Source organism: Acinetobacter sp. B51(2017) (assembly GCF_003711395.1).
In the GTDB taxonomy this organism is placed as follows: domain Bacteria; phylum Pseudomonadota; class Gammaproteobacteria; order Pseudomonadales; family Moraxellaceae; genus Acinetobacter.
In genome coordinates this window covers 56,524-74,833 of the sequence record NZ_PJRJ01000005.1, presented here as the reverse complement: position 1 = coordinate 74,833, position 18,310 = coordinate 56,524, and the positions used below count along the sequence as shown (strand labels likewise).

16 protein-coding genes and 2 pseudogenes are annotated in these 18,310 nt (G+C 42.6%); 5 read left to right on the top strand and 13 right to left on the bottom strand.

The genetic code is table 11. The features are described 5' to 3' along the window. Window positions 1–323 precede the first annotated feature (323 nt). From lysM to CYK47_RS03990, 6 genes and pseudogenes are all read right to left on the bottom strand, one after another. Window positions 324–797: pseudogene (gene lysM, locus CYK47_RS04015) on the bottom strand (peptidoglycan-binding protein LysM). Between the two features lie 161 nt (window positions 798–958). Next, complete coding sequence (gene acpP, locus CYK47_RS04010) at window positions 959–1,195, bottom strand: acyl carrier protein (protein WP_122899152.1); 237 nt, start codon at window positions 1,193–1,195, stop codon at window positions 959–961. 91 nt (window positions 1,196–1,286) lie between these two features. Further along, the gene (gene fabG, locus CYK47_RS04005; RefSeq protein ID WP_122899150.1) at window positions 1,287–2,021 is read right to left on the bottom strand and encodes a 3-oxoacyl-ACP reductase FabG; all 735 of its coding nucleotides are present in this window, start codon (window positions 2,019–2,021) and stop codon (window positions 1,287–1,289) included. Next, window positions 2,018–3,004 carry an ACP S-malonyltransferase gene (fabD, locus tag CYK47_RS04000; protein ID WP_122899148.1) on the bottom strand — a complete coding sequence of 329 codons (987 nt, stop codon included), beginning with the start codon at window positions 3,002–3,004 and terminating at the stop codon, window positions 2,018–2,020. The genes fabG and fabD overlap by 4 nt, the downstream gene beginning before the upstream one ends. A gap of 157 nt (window positions 3,005–3,161) precedes the next feature. Further along, window positions 3,162–3,344, bottom strand: coding sequence for a 50S ribosomal protein L32 (rpmF, locus tag CYK47_RS03995; RefSeq protein WP_122899147.1), 183 nt, complete (start codon window positions 3,342–3,344; stop codon window positions 3,162–3,164). Window positions 3,345–3,418: 74 nt separating this feature from the next. Continuing rightward, the gene (locus CYK47_RS03990; protein ID WP_122899145.1) at window positions 3,419–3,976 is read right to left on the bottom strand and encodes a YceD family protein; all 558 of its coding nucleotides are present in this window, start codon (window positions 3,974–3,976) and stop codon (window positions 3,419–3,421) included. Window positions 3,977–4,073: 97 nt separating this feature from the next. Here CYK47_RS03990 and CYK47_RS03985 point away from each other — a divergent pair, with 97 nt between their 5' ends. The 5 genes from CYK47_RS03985 to rluB all read left to right on the top strand — a co-directional run bounded on the left by CYK47_RS03985 (window position 4,074) and on the right by rluB (window position 8,114). Next, window positions 4,074–4,736, top strand: coding sequence for an elongation factor P hydroxylase (locus CYK47_RS03985; protein WP_122899143.1), 663 nt, complete (start codon window positions 4,074–4,076; stop codon window positions 4,734–4,736). 125 nt (window positions 4,737–4,861) lie between these two features. After that, entirely contained in the window at window positions 4,862–5,479 is a 618-nt protein-coding gene (locus CYK47_RS03980) for an L-threonylcarbamoyladenylate synthase (protein ID WP_122899141.1), read from the top strand. A gap of 271 nt (window positions 5,480–5,750) precedes the next feature. Further along, window positions 5,751–6,545 carry a segregation and condensation protein A gene (locus CYK47_RS03975; RefSeq protein ID WP_122899139.1) on the top strand — a complete coding sequence of 265 codons (795 nt, stop codon included), beginning with the start codon at window positions 5,751–5,753 and terminating at the stop codon, window positions 6,543–6,545. After that, complete coding sequence (gene scpB, locus CYK47_RS03970) at window positions 6,542–7,108, top strand: SMC-Scp complex subunit ScpB (RefSeq protein ID WP_122899137.1); 567 nt, start codon at window positions 6,542–6,544, stop codon at window positions 7,106–7,108. Before CYK47_RS03975 ends, scpB begins: the two co-directional genes overlap by 4 nt. Before the next feature lie 40 nt (window positions 7,109–7,148). Continuing rightward, window positions 7,149–8,114 carry a 23S rRNA pseudouridine(2605) synthase RluB gene (gene rluB, locus CYK47_RS03965; RefSeq protein ID WP_122899135.1) on the top strand — a complete coding sequence of 322 codons (966 nt, stop codon included), beginning with the start codon at window positions 7,149–7,151 and terminating at the stop codon, window positions 8,112–8,114. Window positions 8,115–8,156: 42 nt separating this feature from the next. Here the strand turns inward: rluB and ftn are convergent. The 7 genes and pseudogenes from ftn to CYK47_RS03930 all read right to left on the bottom strand — a co-directional run bounded on the left by ftn (window position 8,157) and on the right by CYK47_RS03930 (window position 18,308). Continuing rightward, window positions 8,157–8,621, bottom strand: a pseudogene (ftn, locus tag CYK47_RS03960) (heteropolymeric bacterioferritin subunit Ftn). A gap of 370 nt (window positions 8,622–8,991) precedes the next feature. Beyond that, window positions 8,992–9,966: a 23S rRNA (adenine(1618)-N(6))-methyltransferase RlmF gene (gene rlmF, locus CYK47_RS03955; protein WP_122899133.1), complete on the bottom strand. Its 975-nt coding sequence runs from the start codon at window positions 9,964–9,966 to the stop codon at window positions 8,992–8,994. A 231-nt stretch (window positions 9,967–10,197) separates the two neighbouring features. Continuing rightward, window positions 10,198–12,237 carry an NAD-dependent DNA ligase LigA gene (ligA, locus tag CYK47_RS03950; RefSeq protein WP_122899131.1) on the bottom strand — a complete coding sequence of 680 codons (2,040 nt, stop codon included), beginning with the start codon at window positions 12,235–12,237 and terminating at the stop codon, window positions 10,198–10,200. Between the two features lie 93 nt (window positions 12,238–12,330). After that, window positions 12,331–13,284, bottom strand: coding sequence for a cell division protein ZipA C-terminal FtsZ-binding domain-containing protein (locus tag CYK47_RS03945; protein WP_122899129.1), 954 nt, complete (start codon window positions 13,282–13,284; stop codon window positions 12,331–12,333). Continuing rightward, window positions 13,285–16,719 (bottom strand): chromosome segregation protein SMC, encoded by a 3,435-nt coding sequence (gene smc / locus CYK47_RS03940; protein WP_122899127.1) that lies wholly within the window; start codon window positions 16,717–16,719, stop codon window positions 13,285–13,287. A gap of 10 nt (window positions 16,720–16,729) precedes the next feature. Beyond that, the gene (locus CYK47_RS03935) at window positions 16,730–17,425 is read right to left on the bottom strand and encodes a GntR family transcriptional regulator (RefSeq protein ID WP_122899125.1); all 696 of its coding nucleotides are present in this window, start codon (window positions 17,423–17,425) and stop codon (window positions 16,730–16,732) included. Window positions 17,426–17,504: 79 nt separating this feature from the next. Beyond that, complete coding sequence (locus CYK47_RS03930) at window positions 17,505–18,308, bottom strand: sulfite exporter TauE/SafE family protein (protein WP_122899123.1); 804 nt, start codon at window positions 18,306–18,308, stop codon at window positions 17,505–17,507. Between the last annotated feature and the right edge of the window lie 2 nt (window positions 18,309–18,310).

Genomic DNA, 18,310 nt, shown 5'->3' with positions numbered 1-18,310 from the left:
GCAATAATTTGATCTAAATCATGTTGATTTAATGCGAGAAATATAGACCAATTCAAGTAAAAATAATCACAATTTTTCTAGCAAGTGTTAGATACATCACATCAATATTAAAAACAATTAGATACAAAATTTAATTACAAAAAAACATATAAAAAAACATAATTTTTACAGTTTTCAATGATTATTTTTTAGACTTTTATAAAGCTAAAATTTCAATGACGATATCTACCAAAACTGAGTGTTTATTACCAAGAAAAACCAATAAATCAAAAACTTTAAAACATAAAAAAAGGAGCCGAAGCTCCTCTTTTGTGCTGTATATTTTAACTTGGAATACGCAAAACTTGACCAGGGAAAATGTCATCGGCATTTTTAAGCAATGGTCTATTGGCTTCAAAAATTTTATTATATTGGTTGGCGTCGCCATAATATTGTTTAGCAATTTTAGATAAATTATCACCAGATTTTACTGTTTAAAATTGGCTTTCAGGTGCAGCTTCAACAACTGTCATTTGATCATCTACCTGAGCCACATGGTCAACATTCCCCACGGCTAATACGATCTTTTCTTTATCTGCTTGGCTTTTCACTTGTCCTTTAATAGTCGCCACATCAGCAGCACCATTATACGTCACAGATAAACCTTCCACCCCTAGACCTAAGCTTTTAATTAAACCCAATAATTGATTTGCTACTTCTTGTGCAGATGGTTCGCTAGGTGTTGCAGCTTGCGGTTGTGGCTCGGCTGGTGCCGTATTTTTTTTACCAATTCCTTTGACGAAATCAAATAAACCCATAGATTACTCCAATTGTTATTGTGTATTTGTAGTTGGCTTTATTTTTATACTCAATCTCTTGTCATTGGGCTGCTAGTGTTTGGTAGTAATCAGTTAAGTTATGTAAGTAAAAAAGCCACTCAAATGAGTGGCTTTTTTTAAGCAAGATGCTTAATCTAGAATTAACCTAGTTTCTTAGAAACGTAGTCAATTGCAGATTGTACAGTTGTGATTTCGTTAGAATCTTCATCTGGAATTGTGATGTCAAAGTCGTTTTCGAAAGACATTACAAGTTCAACTAAGTCTAAAGAGTCAGCACCTAAGTCATCCATGAAAGATGCTTCGTTTTTGATGTCTTCAACTTTAATACCAAGTTGTTCTGCAACTGCTTGTTTTACGCGTAGTTCGATATCGCTCACAGGAATTCTCCTCAATGCTTTGTAGCGTTTTTTAATTTGCGGTTAAGTGTAATTGAATCTAGTAAATTTGGAAAGTTTCTACATGAATCAATTAGTTCATGTAAAGACCACCGTTTACATGGAGTACAGTACCAGTAATGTAGCTTGCCTTCTCAGAAGCCAAGAAGCTTACTGCATTCGCAATGTCTTGTGGCGCACCAAAACGGTTAAGTGCCACTTGATCACTCATTTTTTTACGAATTTCTTCATTCAGCTGTTCAGTCATTTCTGTTGCAATAAAGCCCGGTGCTACAGAGTTCACCGTAATTTGACGGCTACCCATTTCTTTGGCAAGGCTACGGCTAAATGCTTCCATACCCGCTTTAGCAGCAGAGTAGTTTGACTGACCTGGGTTGGCAAAATGTGCAACCACAGAGCTAATGTTAATAATGCGGCCAAAACGTGCCTTGGTCATACCTTTAAGCACACGTTTTGATAAGCGATAGACTGCTTTTAAATGAATGGTCAGAATGTCATCCCAATCATCTTCAGACATACGCAATAATAAGTTATCTTTGGTAATCCCAGCGTTATTAACTAAGACCAATACTGGGCCAAAATTTTGCTCGATGTCGCCCACTAAAGCATCAATCGCTGCACCATCACGTACATCAAGTACACGGCCTGCGCCATTGTCTGCAAATTGTGCGCTTAGTTTTTCTGCACCACTTTCAGAAGTGGCTGTCCCCACCACAAAAAAACCATCTTGAATCAATTGCGCTGCAATGGCAGCACCAATGCCACGGCTTGCACCAGTAACTAAAGCAATTTTACGCTCTTGTGTCATGCAATTTTCCCTTCTGCCACTAAAACGGCGTTTAATGCATCTTCCATTCGCGCTTGGGTATCAAGCGGAAAAGCTTTTTCAATGTTTGGCAAACGCTTCGCAAGATTGGCAAGTACGTTACCCGGACCACATTCCATGAGGTAATGAATACCTTGTTGTTCAAATACTTGCATGGTCTTAGTCCACTGCACAGACTCGTATAATTGAGCCGTTAATGCAAGGCGAACTTCATCAACAGTTTGCGCTGCTTTTGCGTTTACATTTTGTATTACAGGAATACATGGTAGCTCAATGGCCGTTTGTTCCAATGCCTCAGCAAATTTTTCCGCTGCAGGTTTCATCAGTGAACAATGTGAAGGTACCGATACAGGTAATGCAATCGCTTTACCTGAATTTTCTTTCACTAATGCAATTAAAGCATCAACTGCAGCTTTAGTGCCTGCAACCACAACTTGACCGTTGGCATTATAGTTCGCAGCTTCAACTGAACCAAAATCTTGTGCTGAAATTTGTGCACAAAGTTCTACTACTTTGGCATCTTCAAAGCCTAAGATGGCAGCCATGGCGCCAGCACCTTGTGGCACAGCTTGTTGCATCAATTGACCACGTAAATACACTAATTTTGCCGCATCAGCTAGGCTTAAACTGCCAGCCGCAACTAAAGCACTGTATTCACCGAGTGAATGACCGGCTAAGAATTTTGGTGCTACACCACCTAAATCTAACCATAAACGCCAAAGCGCAATACTTGCGGTCAGTAAAACTGGCTGGGTGTATTGGGTTTCATTAATCCCTTCACCACTTTGTGCAATATGCCAGAGGTCAAAACCTACTGCTGCTGATGCTTCTTTGAAGGTTTCTTCAATCACTGGAAACTGGGCAGCTAAATCCGCAAGCATCCCCATTTTTTGTGAACCCTGACCTGGGAAAACAAAAGCAGTTTGGGTGGCTTGAGCGGCTTGATCAAGTCGATTTGCCGACATAGAAAAATCCTTTCATGTTGTTTTTAGCTCAATGGAGGCGAATTTAACACTTAAACATGGCTTTGGTAATTGCCAAATACAACAAAAATAGCGACAAAAAAAGGGAGCTTAACGCTCCCATTTTTTTCACTAAGCTTAAAGCTTAATGCATCAACAATTATTCAGCAGATGCTTTAGCGAATAATTGACGACCACGGTATACACCATCTTTAGATACGTGGTGACGACGGTGAGTCTCGCCAGTAGCTTGGTCTACAGTTAATGCATTCTCGGTTAAAGCGTCATGTGAACGGCGCATGTCACGGCGAGAGCGACTTTTACGGTTTTGCTGAACGGCCATGATGGCTCCTTACAAATATCGAAAAAATGGATCAGAACAAATTCAGTTGTCTTAACCAAATAGTATATCACGATTTAGTTAAGTTTACCTTTCAAACTTGACAAAACATCAAACGGATTATCGCGTTTTTCTTCGACAATGTCTTGAATGGCAGGTTGATGCTGATGTTCGCAAGCATCATGCTTAGCAGACAACGGCAACAACAATAACAATTCATCTTCTATCAGTGAGAGTAAGTCAGCAGTCGCAGGTGCATCATATGAACCTTTGGTTGTTGCTTCACTTTCACCTAAAACGATGAAATCAGCATCCTCATCCAAGCGCTCTATCAGTGACTCATCATCGACTAAGGCTAAATGAAAATCCAAAACAAGTGGAATCTCAACAGGTTCCAAACAACGTTGGCACTCCATTGGGACTTTTGTTTCAACACTGCCATCTAACCATACAATGCGATGATACGCATCCATTGATAGCTTACAGTCTATGGTAATCAATTGATCATCAATTGATCCAACAGCTTCACGAGCAATACGAACAAAGCGAGACAATGGCAGGGTACCTGACCATGTAAAGCCCTGTTCAGCCCATTTAAACGGCTCAATCTGTGCCGGAAAGGTATTTGCTGACATAATTAAGGCGGCAATTCTACAAATTCATAAGTACTCTGTCAAAGATTAAGATACAATTTTGTACTTATTCAGACAGATCATTTGGGTAATACAAGTCATGCAGCAGTTGCAGCCGCAACCTGAAGTCACAACTTCATTACAGTTAAACTCTCCTACTCGTTCAAGTTTGATCGATTCCGTAGACCGCGTGCAACTCGCACCATGGATTAATCTGCAAACTGAAGCTCAACAGGTAGATTGGCTTATCTTACACTTTAATCACTGGTTTTCCCACCTAAATGTGACTTTGGTGAAAGGTGATTTTGAACCAGAATATTTCCCTGCAACATCAGAGAGTTGCGCACGCATTCAATTTGCGCATGGCTTCTTTAATAGCGCATTACATGAAATTAGTCATTGGACGATTGCCGGAGATGCACGGCGCAAACTGCCCGATTTAGGCTATTGGTATGCTCCAGATGGTAGAAGCAAAGAACAACAAAGCCTGTTTGAGCAAGTGGAAATCAAACCACAAGCCATTGAATGGTTATTTGCCAAAGCCTTTGGACGTAAATTTCGTGTCTCTTTAGATAATTTAACGGGCGATGGCGGTGATGGCACAAGCTTTAAAGACAATGTTTATGCTCAAGTACAAGGTTATTTTAATGGCGAAGCTAAGTTACCGCGCGATGCTGCACATTTTATTGAATGTATTTGTGCCTGCACTCGAAGTGGCAAAAGCTTACAAAGCGCTGAATTTTTACGAACTGAATTGGATTAAGTCATCCCTTATAATTACACAATTGCCTCACAGCGCAGGTCAATCCTGCGCATAATAAAACGATTCCCTGCCAGCCGTTTCAATACGTGCCCGCTTGATAAACACAACAATATTGGGAGAACACCATGCTGCACTTAAGAATTCATCCAGATAACCCTCAGCCACGTCTGATTAGCCAAGCCGTGGAGCGTATACGCGCTGGTGATGTAGTGGTCTATCCTACCGATGCCGCCTATGCGATTGGTTGCCAAATTGGTAATAAAGCCGCCATGGAACGCATCGCCCAAATTCGTCAACTGGATGCCAAACATCAATATGCGATCTTATGTTGTGATCTATCAGATATTGCCACCTATGCGCGGGTAGACAACGCCATGTATCGTTTACTCAAAAATAATACCCCAGCCATTAGCACTTTTATTTTACCGGCCACCAGTGAAGTGCCGAAACGCCTGATGCATCCCAAAAAGAAAACCATTGGTTTACGGATTCCCACCCACCCTATTTGCCGAATGTTACTCAAAGAGCTCGGTGAACCTTTACTGACCTCAACTTTAATCTTGCCAGGGCAAAATGATCCTTTAGATGATCCTTATGAGATTGAAATGCAGCTTGGTAAAAGAATTGATGTCTTGATTGATGGGGGCTTAGGTACACTGTCAACCACCAGTATTATCGATTTATCTGGTGATTATCCTGTGGTGATCCGTGAAGGTGTGGGAGATACCAGCGCTTTTCGCTAATCTTTACTGATACATTTTATGCAACTCAGCCACAATTCGCTTGTATTTTAGGCAAAGTACTTAATATCGGTCATTTTAATTGATTGAAATATCACACAAATAAATGACCGATATTTATTTTGGGCTTTTTTTGACATTTGCCGATGTAAGTAATTTATTCACAGACCGTTTTGCTTTACACTAAGCGCATTCTTGTATTTGTTATTTCAACTTCCCTTTTTGTTGAAATAATTTTTCATGCCTTTGAAAATTCGCGTGGCTCATAACTGTAATGAATCAATCTGTCCAACCTGCTTTGGCACACGCCCCGCACATCCGCGTTTTGGATGAGTGGCAAGAGACGATTCCTGAGGATTTATATATTCCTCCTGCTGCATTTGAAATCTTGTTAGAGCATTTCGAAGGCCCGCTCGACTTTTTAATTTATCTGATTCAAAAAAACGGCTTTAATTTATTACAACTCGACATTGCGCCGATTGCCAATCAATATTTATCCTACATTGACAGCATGAAAAGTTTAAACATCGAACTGACTGCTGATTATATGGTGATGGCAGCTTTACTTGCCGATTTAAAATCCCGTTTATTACTACCTAAAGCCGCAAAAATTCAACTCGAAAAAGATCCACAAAAAGATTTAGTAGAACGCTTAGAAACCTATTTACGTATTAAACAGGCTGCTGAACGTTTAGGGCAGATGTCAGTTTTAGAGCGCGATACCTTCCCTGCGCATATTGGCAAAGTCGAACAGCTGGATGATGTGCCAACGGGGTTTGCTGCCAGTCAATTACGCGATGCCATGCTGTGTATTTTCCAGCGTCCTGAACCTGTCACCCATGCGGTTAAAGCAGAGCCAGTACTTCTAGAAGAACGCATTGCCTTTATTGAAACGAAAATTACCTCAGGGCAAGTTTTGGATTTTACCCAGCTACTACAACCCAGCCAAGGGCGTATGGGCATGGTGGTGACCTTTATGGCAGTACTTGAACTGACCCGTCAGCAAAAAGTACAGATTATTAGTGATGGCAGCCAACATACATTACAGATTCAAGGGGTGATGGCATGAGTCAAGTCGAACAACAGCATGAAGTGCTCATGTTGCTTGAGGCATTGATTTTTGCCAGCGATACCCCTATGCCAATTTCACGTTTAAAAGAGGCTTTAGGCGACGCCTATTCCAAAGCTGATTTACGTCAATATTTGCAACAACTTGCTGTGCTACAACACGGCAGATCAATTGAACTTGTGGAAACCGCGCAAGGTTTCCGTTTTCAAGTGCGTGCAAAGTATCAACCGATCATTGCGCAAACATGGCCAGAACGACCAACTCGTCTGTCACCATCCATGCTCGAAACACTTGCTGTGATTGCTTATCATCAACCAGTAACCCGAGCAGACATTGAACAAATTCGTGGAGTGTCAAATAATAGCCAAGTAATACGCACATTATTTGATTGGAACTGGATCAAAGAGTCTGGTTTTCGTGAACTCCCAGGAAAACCGGCGTTGTTGGTTACGACGCCTCAATTTTTAAATGCATTTGGTCTAAATTCCTTAGATCAACTGCCTCCCCTACAGGATGCCAAGGAAGCTTTTGTGGTGTTGGGTGCTCAGGCACTTAGCTCATAAATAGGTGGACTGTTGTGATAATTTCTAAGGTTATGCTGTCATGAGTGAAAAATTGCAAAAGGTACTGGCACGCGTTGGTTTGGGTTCTCGCCGTTATATGGAAGAAGTCATTGCCGCGGGTCGCGTAAGTGTCAATGGTCAAGTGGCCCAAGTCGGTGAACGTATTGAGCCAGGCGATGAGCTTCGTATCGATGGTCGTAAAGTGCAGTTCCAAATCGAAGACGAAATCCGTCGTCGCGTATTAATTTACTACAAACCAGAAGGCGAAATCTGTTCACGTAACGACCCAGAAAAACGCCCAACGGTATTTGATAACTTACCAACTTTAGCCGGTGATCGCTGGGTCATGGTGGGTCGTCTAGACATTAACTCAACTGGCTTATTGTTATTCACAAACGATGGTGAACTGGCTAACCGTTTAATGCATCCATCAAATGAAATCGAGCGTGAATACGCAGTTCGTGTCATGGGTGAAGTCACACCACAGCTTAAAAACAACATGCTTAAGGGCGTTGTATTAGATGACGGTCCTGCGAAATTTGAATCGTTCTCTGAAATTGGTGGTGACGGGATTAACCGTTGGTACCAAGTGGTGGTAAAAGAAGGTCGTAACCGTGAAGTACGTCGTATCTTTGAATCACAAGGTCTAAAAGTCAGCCGTTTATTACGTACGCGTTATGGTTCAGTGATTTTACCGCGTGAATTACGTACAGGTCGTTGGATTGAACTTGATAAGAACGATATTGATAACTTAACCAAATCAGTTGAGTTAAAACCACGTCAAGGTACTGGTCTATATGGTATGGCAAAACGCCGTACTGAACGTATGCAAGACAAACCACTGAATGCACGTCGTGGCGGTTTCTTACGTCAACAACGTCGTGACAACGAAGGTACACCTTCTATTCCACCGCGTGAACGTGGCGAACGCCGTGACGATCGTCGTGACCGTGACGATGCAGGTCGTAAGCCTTATGGCATCAATAAGGGCTTTAAAAAGTTCTAAGTTGTAAAGCATAAAAAAAGCCGCGATTCGCGGCTTTTTTTATTACATTTGCGATTGAATATAGTTTTGTAAACCAATTAAATCAATTAAACGTAATTGTTTTTCTAACCAATAGGTATGGTCTTCTTCGGTATCTGACATTTGTTGGCGCAGCATATCACGGGTAATGTAATCGCCTTTTTCTTCACAGAGTTTAACCCCTGCCGCCAACTTGGCACGTACTTCGTATTCGAGTTCTAAATCGGCTTTTAAGCAGCTCACCACATCCGTACCGACATTAATGTCGTCACGTTGCATATTTGGTGTGCCTTCTAAGAACAATACACGACGAATAATCGCATCGGCATGTTGTGCTTCTTCTTGCATTTCATGATCAATACGTTCAAAGATTTTGCTTAGACCCCAATCTTCTTACATACGAGAATGGATCAGGTATTGATCACGAGCAGCCAGTTCGCCACCAATCAGCATATTCAAATAATCTACAACCTCTGGATTGCCACGCATCATCCATCTCCAATACTTTGATTTATTAATTCTGTAAAAATTATCTCGGATTTTATTGTATTTTGCAAAGTAATTATTTCGTAAGTTAATGATTTTTATGAAAATTAAATGATAACTATGTGCATTTGCATTTAAATTAAACAAATAGCCACTTATAAAACAAGTGCTTGCACTTAAAACTAGGCTTAGATGAACAGAATTCAAGGCGTTTTATCGCGTATTTTTTTTTGTAACTTGATTGAAAATCTTGTTCACCTGTAGCGCTATGCAAAGCAAAAATAGTGAATTTATCAGGACAACCTTCATCGCTAAACCTTGAGCTTGTCCATGTGTATGCACTGACAAGCTCACAATTATTAGAAGAATGAGCTTAAGCTGAAGTCCAACGCGCATTTTTCCATGCTTGTTGTTGCTTTGCGTCTAAGAACGTCCAAGCGACAAAACGGCTTTCTTTTTGACCCTGTGCCATTTTAATGGTTTTTACATCCACCGCACCGCTCTTAGCCAAAGTCTTAAGTAACATCGGCAATGTGCTTTTCTTAGATACCAATGTACTAAACCACAGACATTGCTCTGCAAACTGGGTACTTTCTTGCACCATCTGACACACAAAGCGTGCTTCACCACCCTCACACCATAACTCATTCTTTTGCCCGCCAAAGTTTAATACCACCTTAGTGCGATCGAGTGCTTGACCCAGTTTGCGTAATTTTTGCGTGGCTGTGGCATTGGCTTCATCTTGTGAAGCATGAAATGGTGGGTTACATAGGGTCAAATCAAAACGATCTGAGGGTTTAATCACCCCTTTAAAAATATTACTCGGGGTCTTTTGCAAGCGAATCTGAATACCTTTGTTTAGATTTGGATTTGCCTCGACAATAAATTGTGCACTTTTCACCGATGCAGCATGAATATCTGAGCCAACAAATTTCCACCCATAGCTTTGACGCCCAATGATCGGATAAATACAGTTCGCGCCCACCCCAATATCTAACACTTGAATTAAAGGTCCAGTTGGTATCTGACCTTTATTCTGATCACTCAACAGGTCAGCCAAATAGTGAATATAGTCAGCTCGACCGGGAATTGGTGGACACAGATAATCTTTGGGAATATCCCAATATTGAATGGCATAAAAATGCTTGAGCAAAGCTTTATTGAGCATTTTCACAGCCTGTGGATCAGAAAAGTTGATGGAAAGATCATCATATTGATTTGGACGCACAAACGCTGCAAGTTCCGGACAGCTCTTGATCAGCTCAGGAAAATCGTAACGACTGCGATGCAGATTTCGTGCATGGAGTTCTGATTTTTGCTGCGGAAAAGATTTCTTTGCGTGCGCCATATTTATGCCAATCATCAACGGGAGAATAGAATCATTAAGGCAGGCTTTAAACCTGCAAATGAACCGATATTGTACGTGAATTCAAGTCACAATGACGACCCTGTGTTTTTATTTGTCGATCACGCTACCTCTACGCAGCAACCTTGCTCCTTGCTTAAGCGCCATAAAAAAAGACACCGTAAGATGAATGATCCTCGGTGTCTTTTTGATTTAAGTCATGGTTTAAAAAGATTAATTCTCGATTTGACCATGCTGTTTCATTAGGGCAATAAACTGTTCTTCATTTAATACAGGAATGCCCAATTTTTCTGCTTTGTCTAATTTAGAGCCGGCTTTTTCACCTGCGACCAAACATTTGGTTTTACTTGAAACACTGCCACTCACGCGTGCACCTAAGGCTTGTAGCAATTGGGTGGCTTCATCACGTCCCATTGTGCTTAATGTACCTGTGACTACCCAGCTTTCGCCATTCAATGGTTGACGCGTTGGCGCAATCGGTGCATCCCAATGAATACCCGCCTCAATTAAACGCCCGACCACTTCCAAATTATGTTCGGCTTGGAAGAAATCTAAAATCCATTCGGCAGTAATCTCACCCACATCTGGAGTTTTCTTTAACGCCTCTAAATCAGCAGCTTTAAGCGCCTCTAAAGTTTGGAAAGTATTGGCAAGCATACGTGCGGTGGTTTCACCCACGCCACGAATCCCAAGCGCATAAATAAAGGCTGCTAGCGTGGTTTTCTTACTTTTTTCAATCGAATCAATCAGGTTTTGCACGGATTTTTCGCCCATTTTTTCAATGGTCAGCAGCTGTTCACGATGCTCATGCAAATGGTAGATATCAGCTACATCTTTCAGTAAATCGAGATGTAATAACGATTCCACCCAACGATCGCCCAAGCCTTCAATATCCAAAGCTTTACGTGAAACAAAGTGACGAATGGCTTCGATGCGCTGTGCGGCACAATACAAACCACCTGAACAACGTGCGAGTGCTTCGCCCTCTGGCATCACCACAGGCGAATCACACACTGGGCAGTTAGCAGGAAGCTGCACCTCAACTGTGTCTACAGGACGAAATTCCGGCCAAACTTTTTCGACTTTTGGAATGACATCACCGCTACGGTACACGCTTACCGTATCGCCAACACGTACATCTAAACGGTGAATTTCACCAATATTATGTAGGGTTACGTTGGAGACTGTAACACCACCGACTGCGACAGGGTTTAAACGTGCCACAGGGGTAAGTGTGCCTGTACGCCCCACTTGCCAATCAATGTTATCGACTGTAGTCAGTGCTGCCACCGCAGGGAACTTATAAGCAGTAGCCCAACGTGGTTCACGGCTTAAAAAACCTAAGCTTTGCTGTTGTTTCAAGTCATTGACTTTAATCACCATACCGTCAATTTCGACCAACAATTCCGGACGTTCACGGTTAATTTGTTCATAAGCGGCTTGTACAGCTTCAATTGAGTCACAAACAAAATGACGCTCGCCCACGGCAAAGCCGAGTTGATTAAGCCATTCAAGGCTCGCTGACATGCTGGTTAAACCGTGATGTGGCTCGCACTGGGCAATACCATAGGCATAAAATGCCAAAGGACGCGCTGCGGCAATGTTTGGATCAAGCTGACGTAAACTTCCTGCTGCTGCATTACGTGGATTGGCAAAAGTTTTTTCGCCACGCGCTTCGTTATCGGCATTCAGTTTTTCAAAGCCGGCTTTAGGCATCAGCACTTCACCGCGCACTTCTAACAGTTTAGGTACGCTGCCATCGGCTAACTGAATGACTTTAGGTAAGTTACGAATGGTTTTGACGTTTTGGGTAATATCTTCGCCAGTTTCGCCATCACCACGCGTTACCCCACGGGTCAACACGCCGTTTTCGTACCACAGCGAAATCGCTAAACCATCAAATTTCAGCTCAACATCATATTCAACCGTTTGATTGGGCAAACGTTCTTCGATACGACGCGCAAAGGCTTGTAAGTCTTCGTAATTAAAGACGTTGCCTAAAGACAGCATTGGTACCACATGCGTTACCGATTCAAACTTTGACAATGCCTGACCACCCACCTTTAAAGTTGGAGTATCGGCTTGCACGGCATCTGGATATTGCTGTTCTAAGGCTTTGAGTTGGTGAAACAGTTGGTCATATTCACTATCGCTAATGGTCGGTTGATCCATCACGTAATAGGCATGGTTATGCTGGGCTAAGATTTGGATCAATTGTCGCATTTGCGCAATGATTGTGGCCTGTTCTGTCATCAATATTCACCATAAAAAAGGGCGGTTGCCCGCCCTAAACATCATTTATCTACACTATTATAAAAACCGTCGCGATGGGTTTCAATTCAGGATTTAGCCTTGTGCAGCTTGCCCTGAACGATAGTCAATCGCTTGATGACGCCAATGCTCGCGTAATTGTGGGGTAAATTCTTGATTATTTTGATCATAAACTGTGCCCTCAATTTCACGCGCAATCAGACCTGAAATACTTACCATGGTATCAAAGGCATTTTGCACATCGTTATGCGGCAATGCTAAGAAGAACGCTAAACCTTTGACTTCTTCTGTTGATAGTGCTTCTAAATCAAAGCCTGATGCACCTTCGTCGGTCACTTGTAACACCGAGAATAATAGTTTTGTGCCATCTTCGTTATAACGGTGGAAACAGGCCATTTCGCCATAACGTAAACCGTATTTCATTAACACTTTTAAAGTTTTTTCACCCGTTAATAAACGACGCTCAGGATAAACATTTAAGGCCACAAAATCTTCTGCTGTGGCTAAAGCGCTTTCCTCATCTACCAACTGTTGCTCATGTAAATGCGCATCTAAGATACTGCTTTCATCGGAAAATTCAGCAATTTCAGCTTTTTCGATGTTGCTATTTAAGCTAAATTCAGCCGATTTTTCTGACTTTGGCTGCTCTTCTAAAGCGGGTTCTGACTGCTGGCTTGCAACTACAGGACTTGGCGTTGTTTCAGGCACAGCAGTGGTTGTTTCCGCTTTCGCAGTCGGTTCAGCCTCAAGTATTGTTGCTTCAGGGTTTACTGCAACTGCTTCAGCTTCTGCTGCTGTTGGTGCAGAGGTCGAAATAGTGCTATCACGATCAGATACGCTTACCGGTGTTTCTGCTTGTAGCTGGTCACGTACATGCCGTGGAATAACAGGTTGCTGACTTTCTTGGTTAATATGTAGTTCAGAATCTAAAGATGGCGCTGCGTCATTACTTTTTCTAAGCACCATTTTTAAACCAACACCAATAATAATAATGGCGACAACAATACCAACAATTGTGGTGATTTCCATCTATGACTCCGCGACTAAACTGTATTCTTCTGCCTGTTCTAAGTTGACAGTGACTAATTTGGATGCCCCCGGTTCCGGCATGGTGACACCTAATAAATCTGTTGCCATCGTCATTGCAAGCTTATTATGGGTAATATAAATAAATTGTACCTGTTCGGACAGCTCTTTGACTAGATTACAAAAGCGTCCAACATTGGCATCATCGAGTGGTGCATCGACTTCATCCAATACACAAAACGGTGCAGGATTAAGTCTAAAGATCGCAAACACCAGCGCCAAGGCGGTTAAAGCTTTTTCGCCACCTGACAGTAAAGCCAAAGAGCTATTACGTTTGCCCGGTGGTCGCGCCATTAGTTTTACACCCGACTGCCAGTCTGATTCAAGACTTAAACTCGCCTCACCGCCATTAAATACTTTGGGAAACAAGCTCGCAAGCTCATGATTGACCCGATCAAAGGTATCCATAAATAATTTACGGGTTTCTTGATCAATGCTTTTCATGGCAGATTGCAACTGCTCAACCGTGTTTTCAAGGTCTTGCATTTGATGTTTCAGTTCATCATAACGCGCTGCAACCTGCTCATATTCTTCAGATGCCGCTAAATTGACTGCACCTAATTTGGCAAATTTTTGCTGTGCTTGTTCAAGTGCCTGTTGCTTATCGGTTAGATCAAATGCAGCACTGACAGGTTCAGCCGCCATTTCCTGCAACTGCGCGGCATAATGTGCCGTATCAGATTTGGCAGCTTGCCATGCCAAACGTTTATCTTCTAGGGCTTGACGCAATTGTTCGTCTTGCTGCTGTGCGTGCTGTCTACTTTGAGTTAAATGTTGTTGTTTGCCTTGCACTGCATTTAGCTCTTGTTGCCAAGTCAGCCATTGTGCTTGCAAATCACTTGCCAAGATCTGCTGCTGTTCTACGGCAGCGCTTAAATCGGGTAACTCACCTGTTAGTGGTGCGACAAAGCTGCTTGCTTGCTGTATTTGGCTCACAATCTGCTTTTGTTGTTCAGTTAAGAACGACGCATCTTTTTCTAACAAACCTACTTGTTGCTGCACGTCTTGGCAACGACGCGTGGCTGCCTCTAAAGCATGCTGCGCCACTGTGCACTGTTGCTGTGCCTCGTCTAAGGCATTGCTGCATTCATCAAACTGAAATTGCAAGGTTTTATATTCTGGCTGCTGTTGCTCAAGCTTCATCGTCACGGCGTGCAGATCAATCTCTAGATCATCACGCTGCATGGCATCTTCTTCAAGTTGCTCAGCAAGTTTGCCGATTTGCTGTTGTAACTGCTCGGCTTGCAGGGCAAAGGCTTGGAGTGCTGTTTGCTGCTTCACAATTTCCAAACTAATTTGGTGCTGCTCGGCTTGTGCCGTGCTTAAAGCGGTTTGCTGTGCTTTCAGGCTCACTTTAGCCGCCGATAACTGATTGAGATTATCAGCACGACGTGGCTTTAATGCCGCAACTTCTTGGTTTAAATGCGCAATTTCTTGCTCAATTTCATCTAAACGCAAACGTTGGCTTAAACCGGACACTTGCGCTTGCTCATAATCCAGTGCAACCAACCAATCTGGTCCAATATGATAACCATCTAAGCTTAAAATACTCTGCCCTGTGCCAAGCTGCTTTTGTAATGTCAGGGCTTGGGCTAAATGTTCTGCAATGGCAATATTTGCCCAGAGTGAATGCTTTGGTGCAATGACCCAATCGGTTAAAGGCATTAAACCCGCAAGCTGAATGGGTGCGGAATCAGATGCTTTGATCTGCCGTGCAATATCCTCGGCAAACTCACCCTCTGCAGCCACAAGCTGACTACCTAACCAACTGCTGAATAGCTTTTCTAGCCAATGCGCATAAGGCTTAGCCGCCTCAGCAAGTTGTAAAACTTGCATTAAGGTCTGACCCTTTGAATCATTTTGACTCAGTTTAGGTAAAGCTTTGTTTAATTGCTGCTGTTCACGCTGTAACAATTGAATTTGATTTTGGTAGCTTTGTAACTGCTGCTGTAAATCACGTTCTGCATTTTCTAAGTTAGCTAATACGCTTTGGCTGTATGTGAGTTTTTCTGTCAGCTGCAATACACTGATATTTAAATCTTGATGTTCAGCTTGTAAAGCAGCGATTTCTAGCTGTTGATCATGTTCTGTTAAAGCGGCGGCTTGCGCTTGTAACATGTCATGATGTTGCTGTTGGCGCTCGATGGTTTTGTTGAGCTGTTCAACTTGACTACGCATGTGCAACTGTTGTTGTTGCTGACGTTCAACTTGTGCTTTCACGCTTTGGTATTGGCTTTGCAATTGCTGCTGTTGCGCTTTTAGTGTGCTGTAGTGTTGCTCTGCAGCATGGCTCTGCTGTTCTGCTTGTAACTGTTCAGCTTGATAATGCGCTTGTTGCTCAATTAAAGTTTCAAGTTGCACATCTATTAACTGTAAACGCTCTTGGCTTTGTGCTTTTTGTAGCGTGAGTTGGCTTAAAGTGGCCTGATTTTGACTAATGAGCTGCTGTTTTTGTTGCAATTGGCTTTTTAGCTCAGCTAATTTTTGCTCTGCACTTTGCCAATTTTGTTGTAATGGCATGGATTGCTGCATTAAACGCTGAAACAGCGCACTGGTTGCCGTTAAATCATGCTCAAGTGTCGTGAGTTCTGAGCGTACTAACTTAAATTGATCACCTAAGCTGTTCATCTCATGAGTATATTCTTGTTGCAACTGCATGCTTTTGCCATATTGAAATGACAACACTTCAATTTTTAGGCTACGAATACTGGCTTCAAGTTGCTTATATTGCAGTGCAGCTTCGGCTTGGCGTTTGAGGGTTTTCAGTTGGCTACTGAGTTCTAGACGAATATCTTCTAAACGCGCTAAATTTTGCGTGGTATGTTCGAGATGATTTAAGGTTTCACGGCGACGCGCTTGATAACGCGAAACCCCTGCCGCTTCTTCGATATAGACCCGCATTTCTTCAGGTTTAGCATCTACTAAACGGTTAATCATGCCTTGTTCAATAATGGCATAAGAGCGCGGGCCTAAACCGGTGCCTAAGAAAATATCGGTAATATCACGGCGGCGACATTTGGTGCCATTTAAAAAGTATTCAGATTTACCGTCACGATTGACCTGACGACGTACAGACAATTCATTATAGGCATTATACATGCCACCTAATTTGCCATAGGTATTGTCAAAGCGTAACTCTACGCTGGCCATCCCCACAGGCTTACGTTTGGCGGCGCCGGTAAAGATCACATCTTGCATGCTACCGCCACGCAATTGCCGCGCGCTCGACTCACCCATCACCCAACGAATAGCATCAATCACATTGGATTTACCACAGCCATTAGGACCCACCACCGCAGTACGGTTGGCTTTAAAATTTAAGGTGCTACTGTCGGCAAATGATTTAAAGCCGGAAAGTTTTAAACTGCTTAAACGCATAATGTCCTAATTACCGCCGTGAACGTCTTGCCCAGGCCAATTCAATTTGTTTCATTCGTGTCAGCGACTGCAACACAAGCTGTTGCAAGTGTCGGCAAAAATCGTGCATAAATAAAGTGGCTTGTTGCGATTTTTGGCTTAAAATTGCAGCAATCACCAATTTAAACTGCGCTTCGGATTGTTCAAGCTCATACTTGGCGGTATTTAAGGTTAAAAAATAGCAGCGTCTTAGGCTGGGCAATAACTCTTGGTAAAATTTGCCCAAATATAAATAGCGCTCAGCTTGCACACAATCTAAAAAGCAAAAGAAGATCGCATCATAAAAATGCTCGATATCGCTGTGATCGACATAATCATGTAATTGCTGTTCGAGCTGTGTTAAGTACATTTTCTGCGAGATGCTTAAATCTACACTCATATTGGTGGCAACTTGCCCCAACACCAAACTCAGCGTTTCAAATAAGGCACTGACTTGGCTACTCGACATTTCGGTGACAATTGCACCGCGACGTGGAAAAATCGCAATCAAATGGGTACGTTCTAATAATAATAAGGCTTCGCGTACCGAACCACGGCTCACCTTAAGTTCTTCTGCAATGCGTAATTCTTGAATACGCTCACCTTCAACCAATTCACCCTGAATAATTTGTTTTGCGATGTGCTCAGCGATCTGCTGTGCCAAGCTACTGCCCTCATGTTGTGGCATAGTGATCCTGTTGTTGTTATGGCGGTAAAATAATTTGCCGCCATTTTAACCAACAATACTCATTAGATGCACTTTTATTTTATGCCAGCATAGCTTGATAGATAAAATACAGCCCCACACAGGTGAGTAAGCTGGCAAAACAACGTTTGAGCATCGCAGGCGATAAACGATGTGCAACCTTAGCGCCTAGTTTTGCCGTGATAAAGCTCATGACACTAATGCCAATAAAAGCATAAAGGTGCACATAACCAATGGTATTGGGGATCGTTACGCTACTGTTCGCACCAAACCACATAAAACCAAGCGCACCGGCAATGGCAATCGGTAAACCACACGCTGCTGAAGTTGCGACGGCTTGTTGCATCACCATGCCATGCTTATTTAAATAAGGAACGGTTAAGCTACCACCGCCAATACCAAAAATGGCTGAAGCGATGCCAATGCCACCACCTGCCAGCATTTGTCTTGTTGGACTTGGCAAAACTTTAGAGCTATCCACTGCTGCTTTGGCACCGCTAAACATCCGATAGCCGACCCACAGCGCAAAAGCACCAATGATCAGTTGTAAGCCCTGACCTGATAAATAATCAGCAATGCCTGCGCCTAAAAACGAACCCAACACTAAACCCGGTGCTAAGTTTTTAAACACCTGCCAAAGCACCGCACCTTTTTTATGATGAGCAGTCACTGAGCTGATTGAGGTGACAATAATGGTTGCCAGTGACGTGCCTACAGCCATATGCATAATGACACTGGGGTCAAAACCTGCTTGGCTAAACACAATAAATAAAATGGGCACAATAATTAAGCCACCACCCACGCCAAATAAACCTGCGGCAAATCCTGCAATTGCGCCAATCAATAAATATGTGATTAACTCCATAA

Bases quoted from the DNA above. Each gene is read 5' to 3' on its own strand.
- fabD (WP_122899148.1), bottom strand. From the start codon at position 3,004: ATGTCGGCAAATCGACTTGATCAAGCCGCTCAAGCCACCCAAACTGCT.
- rlmF (WP_122899133.1), bottom strand. From the start codon at position 9,966: ATGGCGCACGCAAAGAAATCTTTTCCGCAGCAAAAATCAGAACTCCAT.
- CYK47_RS03990 (WP_122899145.1), bottom strand. From the start codon at position 3,976: ATGTCAGCAAATACCTTTCCGGCACAGATTGAGCCGTTTAAATGGGCT.
- CYK47_RS03975 (WP_122899139.1), top strand. From the start codon at position 5,751: ATGAATCAATCTGTCCAACCTGCTTTGGCACACGCCCCGCACATCCGC.
- rluB (WP_122899135.1), top strand. From the start codon at position 7,149: ATGAGTGAAAAATTGCAAAAGGTACTGGCACGCGTTGGTTTGGGTTCT.
- CYK47_RS03945 (WP_122899129.1), bottom strand. From the start codon at position 13,284: ATGGAAATCACCACAATTGTTGGTATTGTTGTCGCCATTATTATTATT.
- smc (WP_122899127.1), bottom strand. From the start codon at position 16,719: ATGCGTTTAAGCAGTTTAAAACTTTCCGGCTTTAAATCATTTGCCGAC.
- CYK47_RS03935 (WP_122899125.1), bottom strand. From the start codon at position 17,425: ATGCCACAACATGAGGGCAGTAGCTTGGCACAGCAGATCGCTGAGCAC.
- CYK47_RS03980 (WP_122899141.1), top strand. From the start codon at position 4,862: ATGCTGCACTTAAGAATTCATCCAGATAACCCTCAGCCACGTCTGATT.
- scpB (WP_122899137.1), top strand. From the start codon at position 6,542: ATGAGTCAAGTCGAACAACAGCATGAAGTGCTCATGTTGCTTGAGGCA.
- fabG (WP_122899150.1), bottom strand. From the start codon at position 2,021: ATGACACAAGAGCGTAAAATTGCTTTAGTTACTGGTGCAAGCCGTGGC.
- rpmF (WP_122899147.1), bottom strand. From the start codon at position 3,344: ATGGCCGTTCAGCAAAACCGTAAAAGTCGCTCTCGCCGTGACATGCGC.
- CYK47_RS03985 (WP_122899143.1), top strand. From the start codon at position 4,074: ATGCAGCAGTTGCAGCCGCAACCTGAAGTCACAACTTCATTACAGTTA.
- CYK47_RS03930 (WP_122899123.1), bottom strand. From the start codon at position 18,308: ATGGAGTTAATCACATATTTATTGATTGGCGCAATTGCAGGATTTGCC.
- ligA (WP_122899131.1), bottom strand. From the start codon at position 12,237: ATGACAGAACAGGCCACAATCATTGCGCAAATGCGACAATTGATCCAA.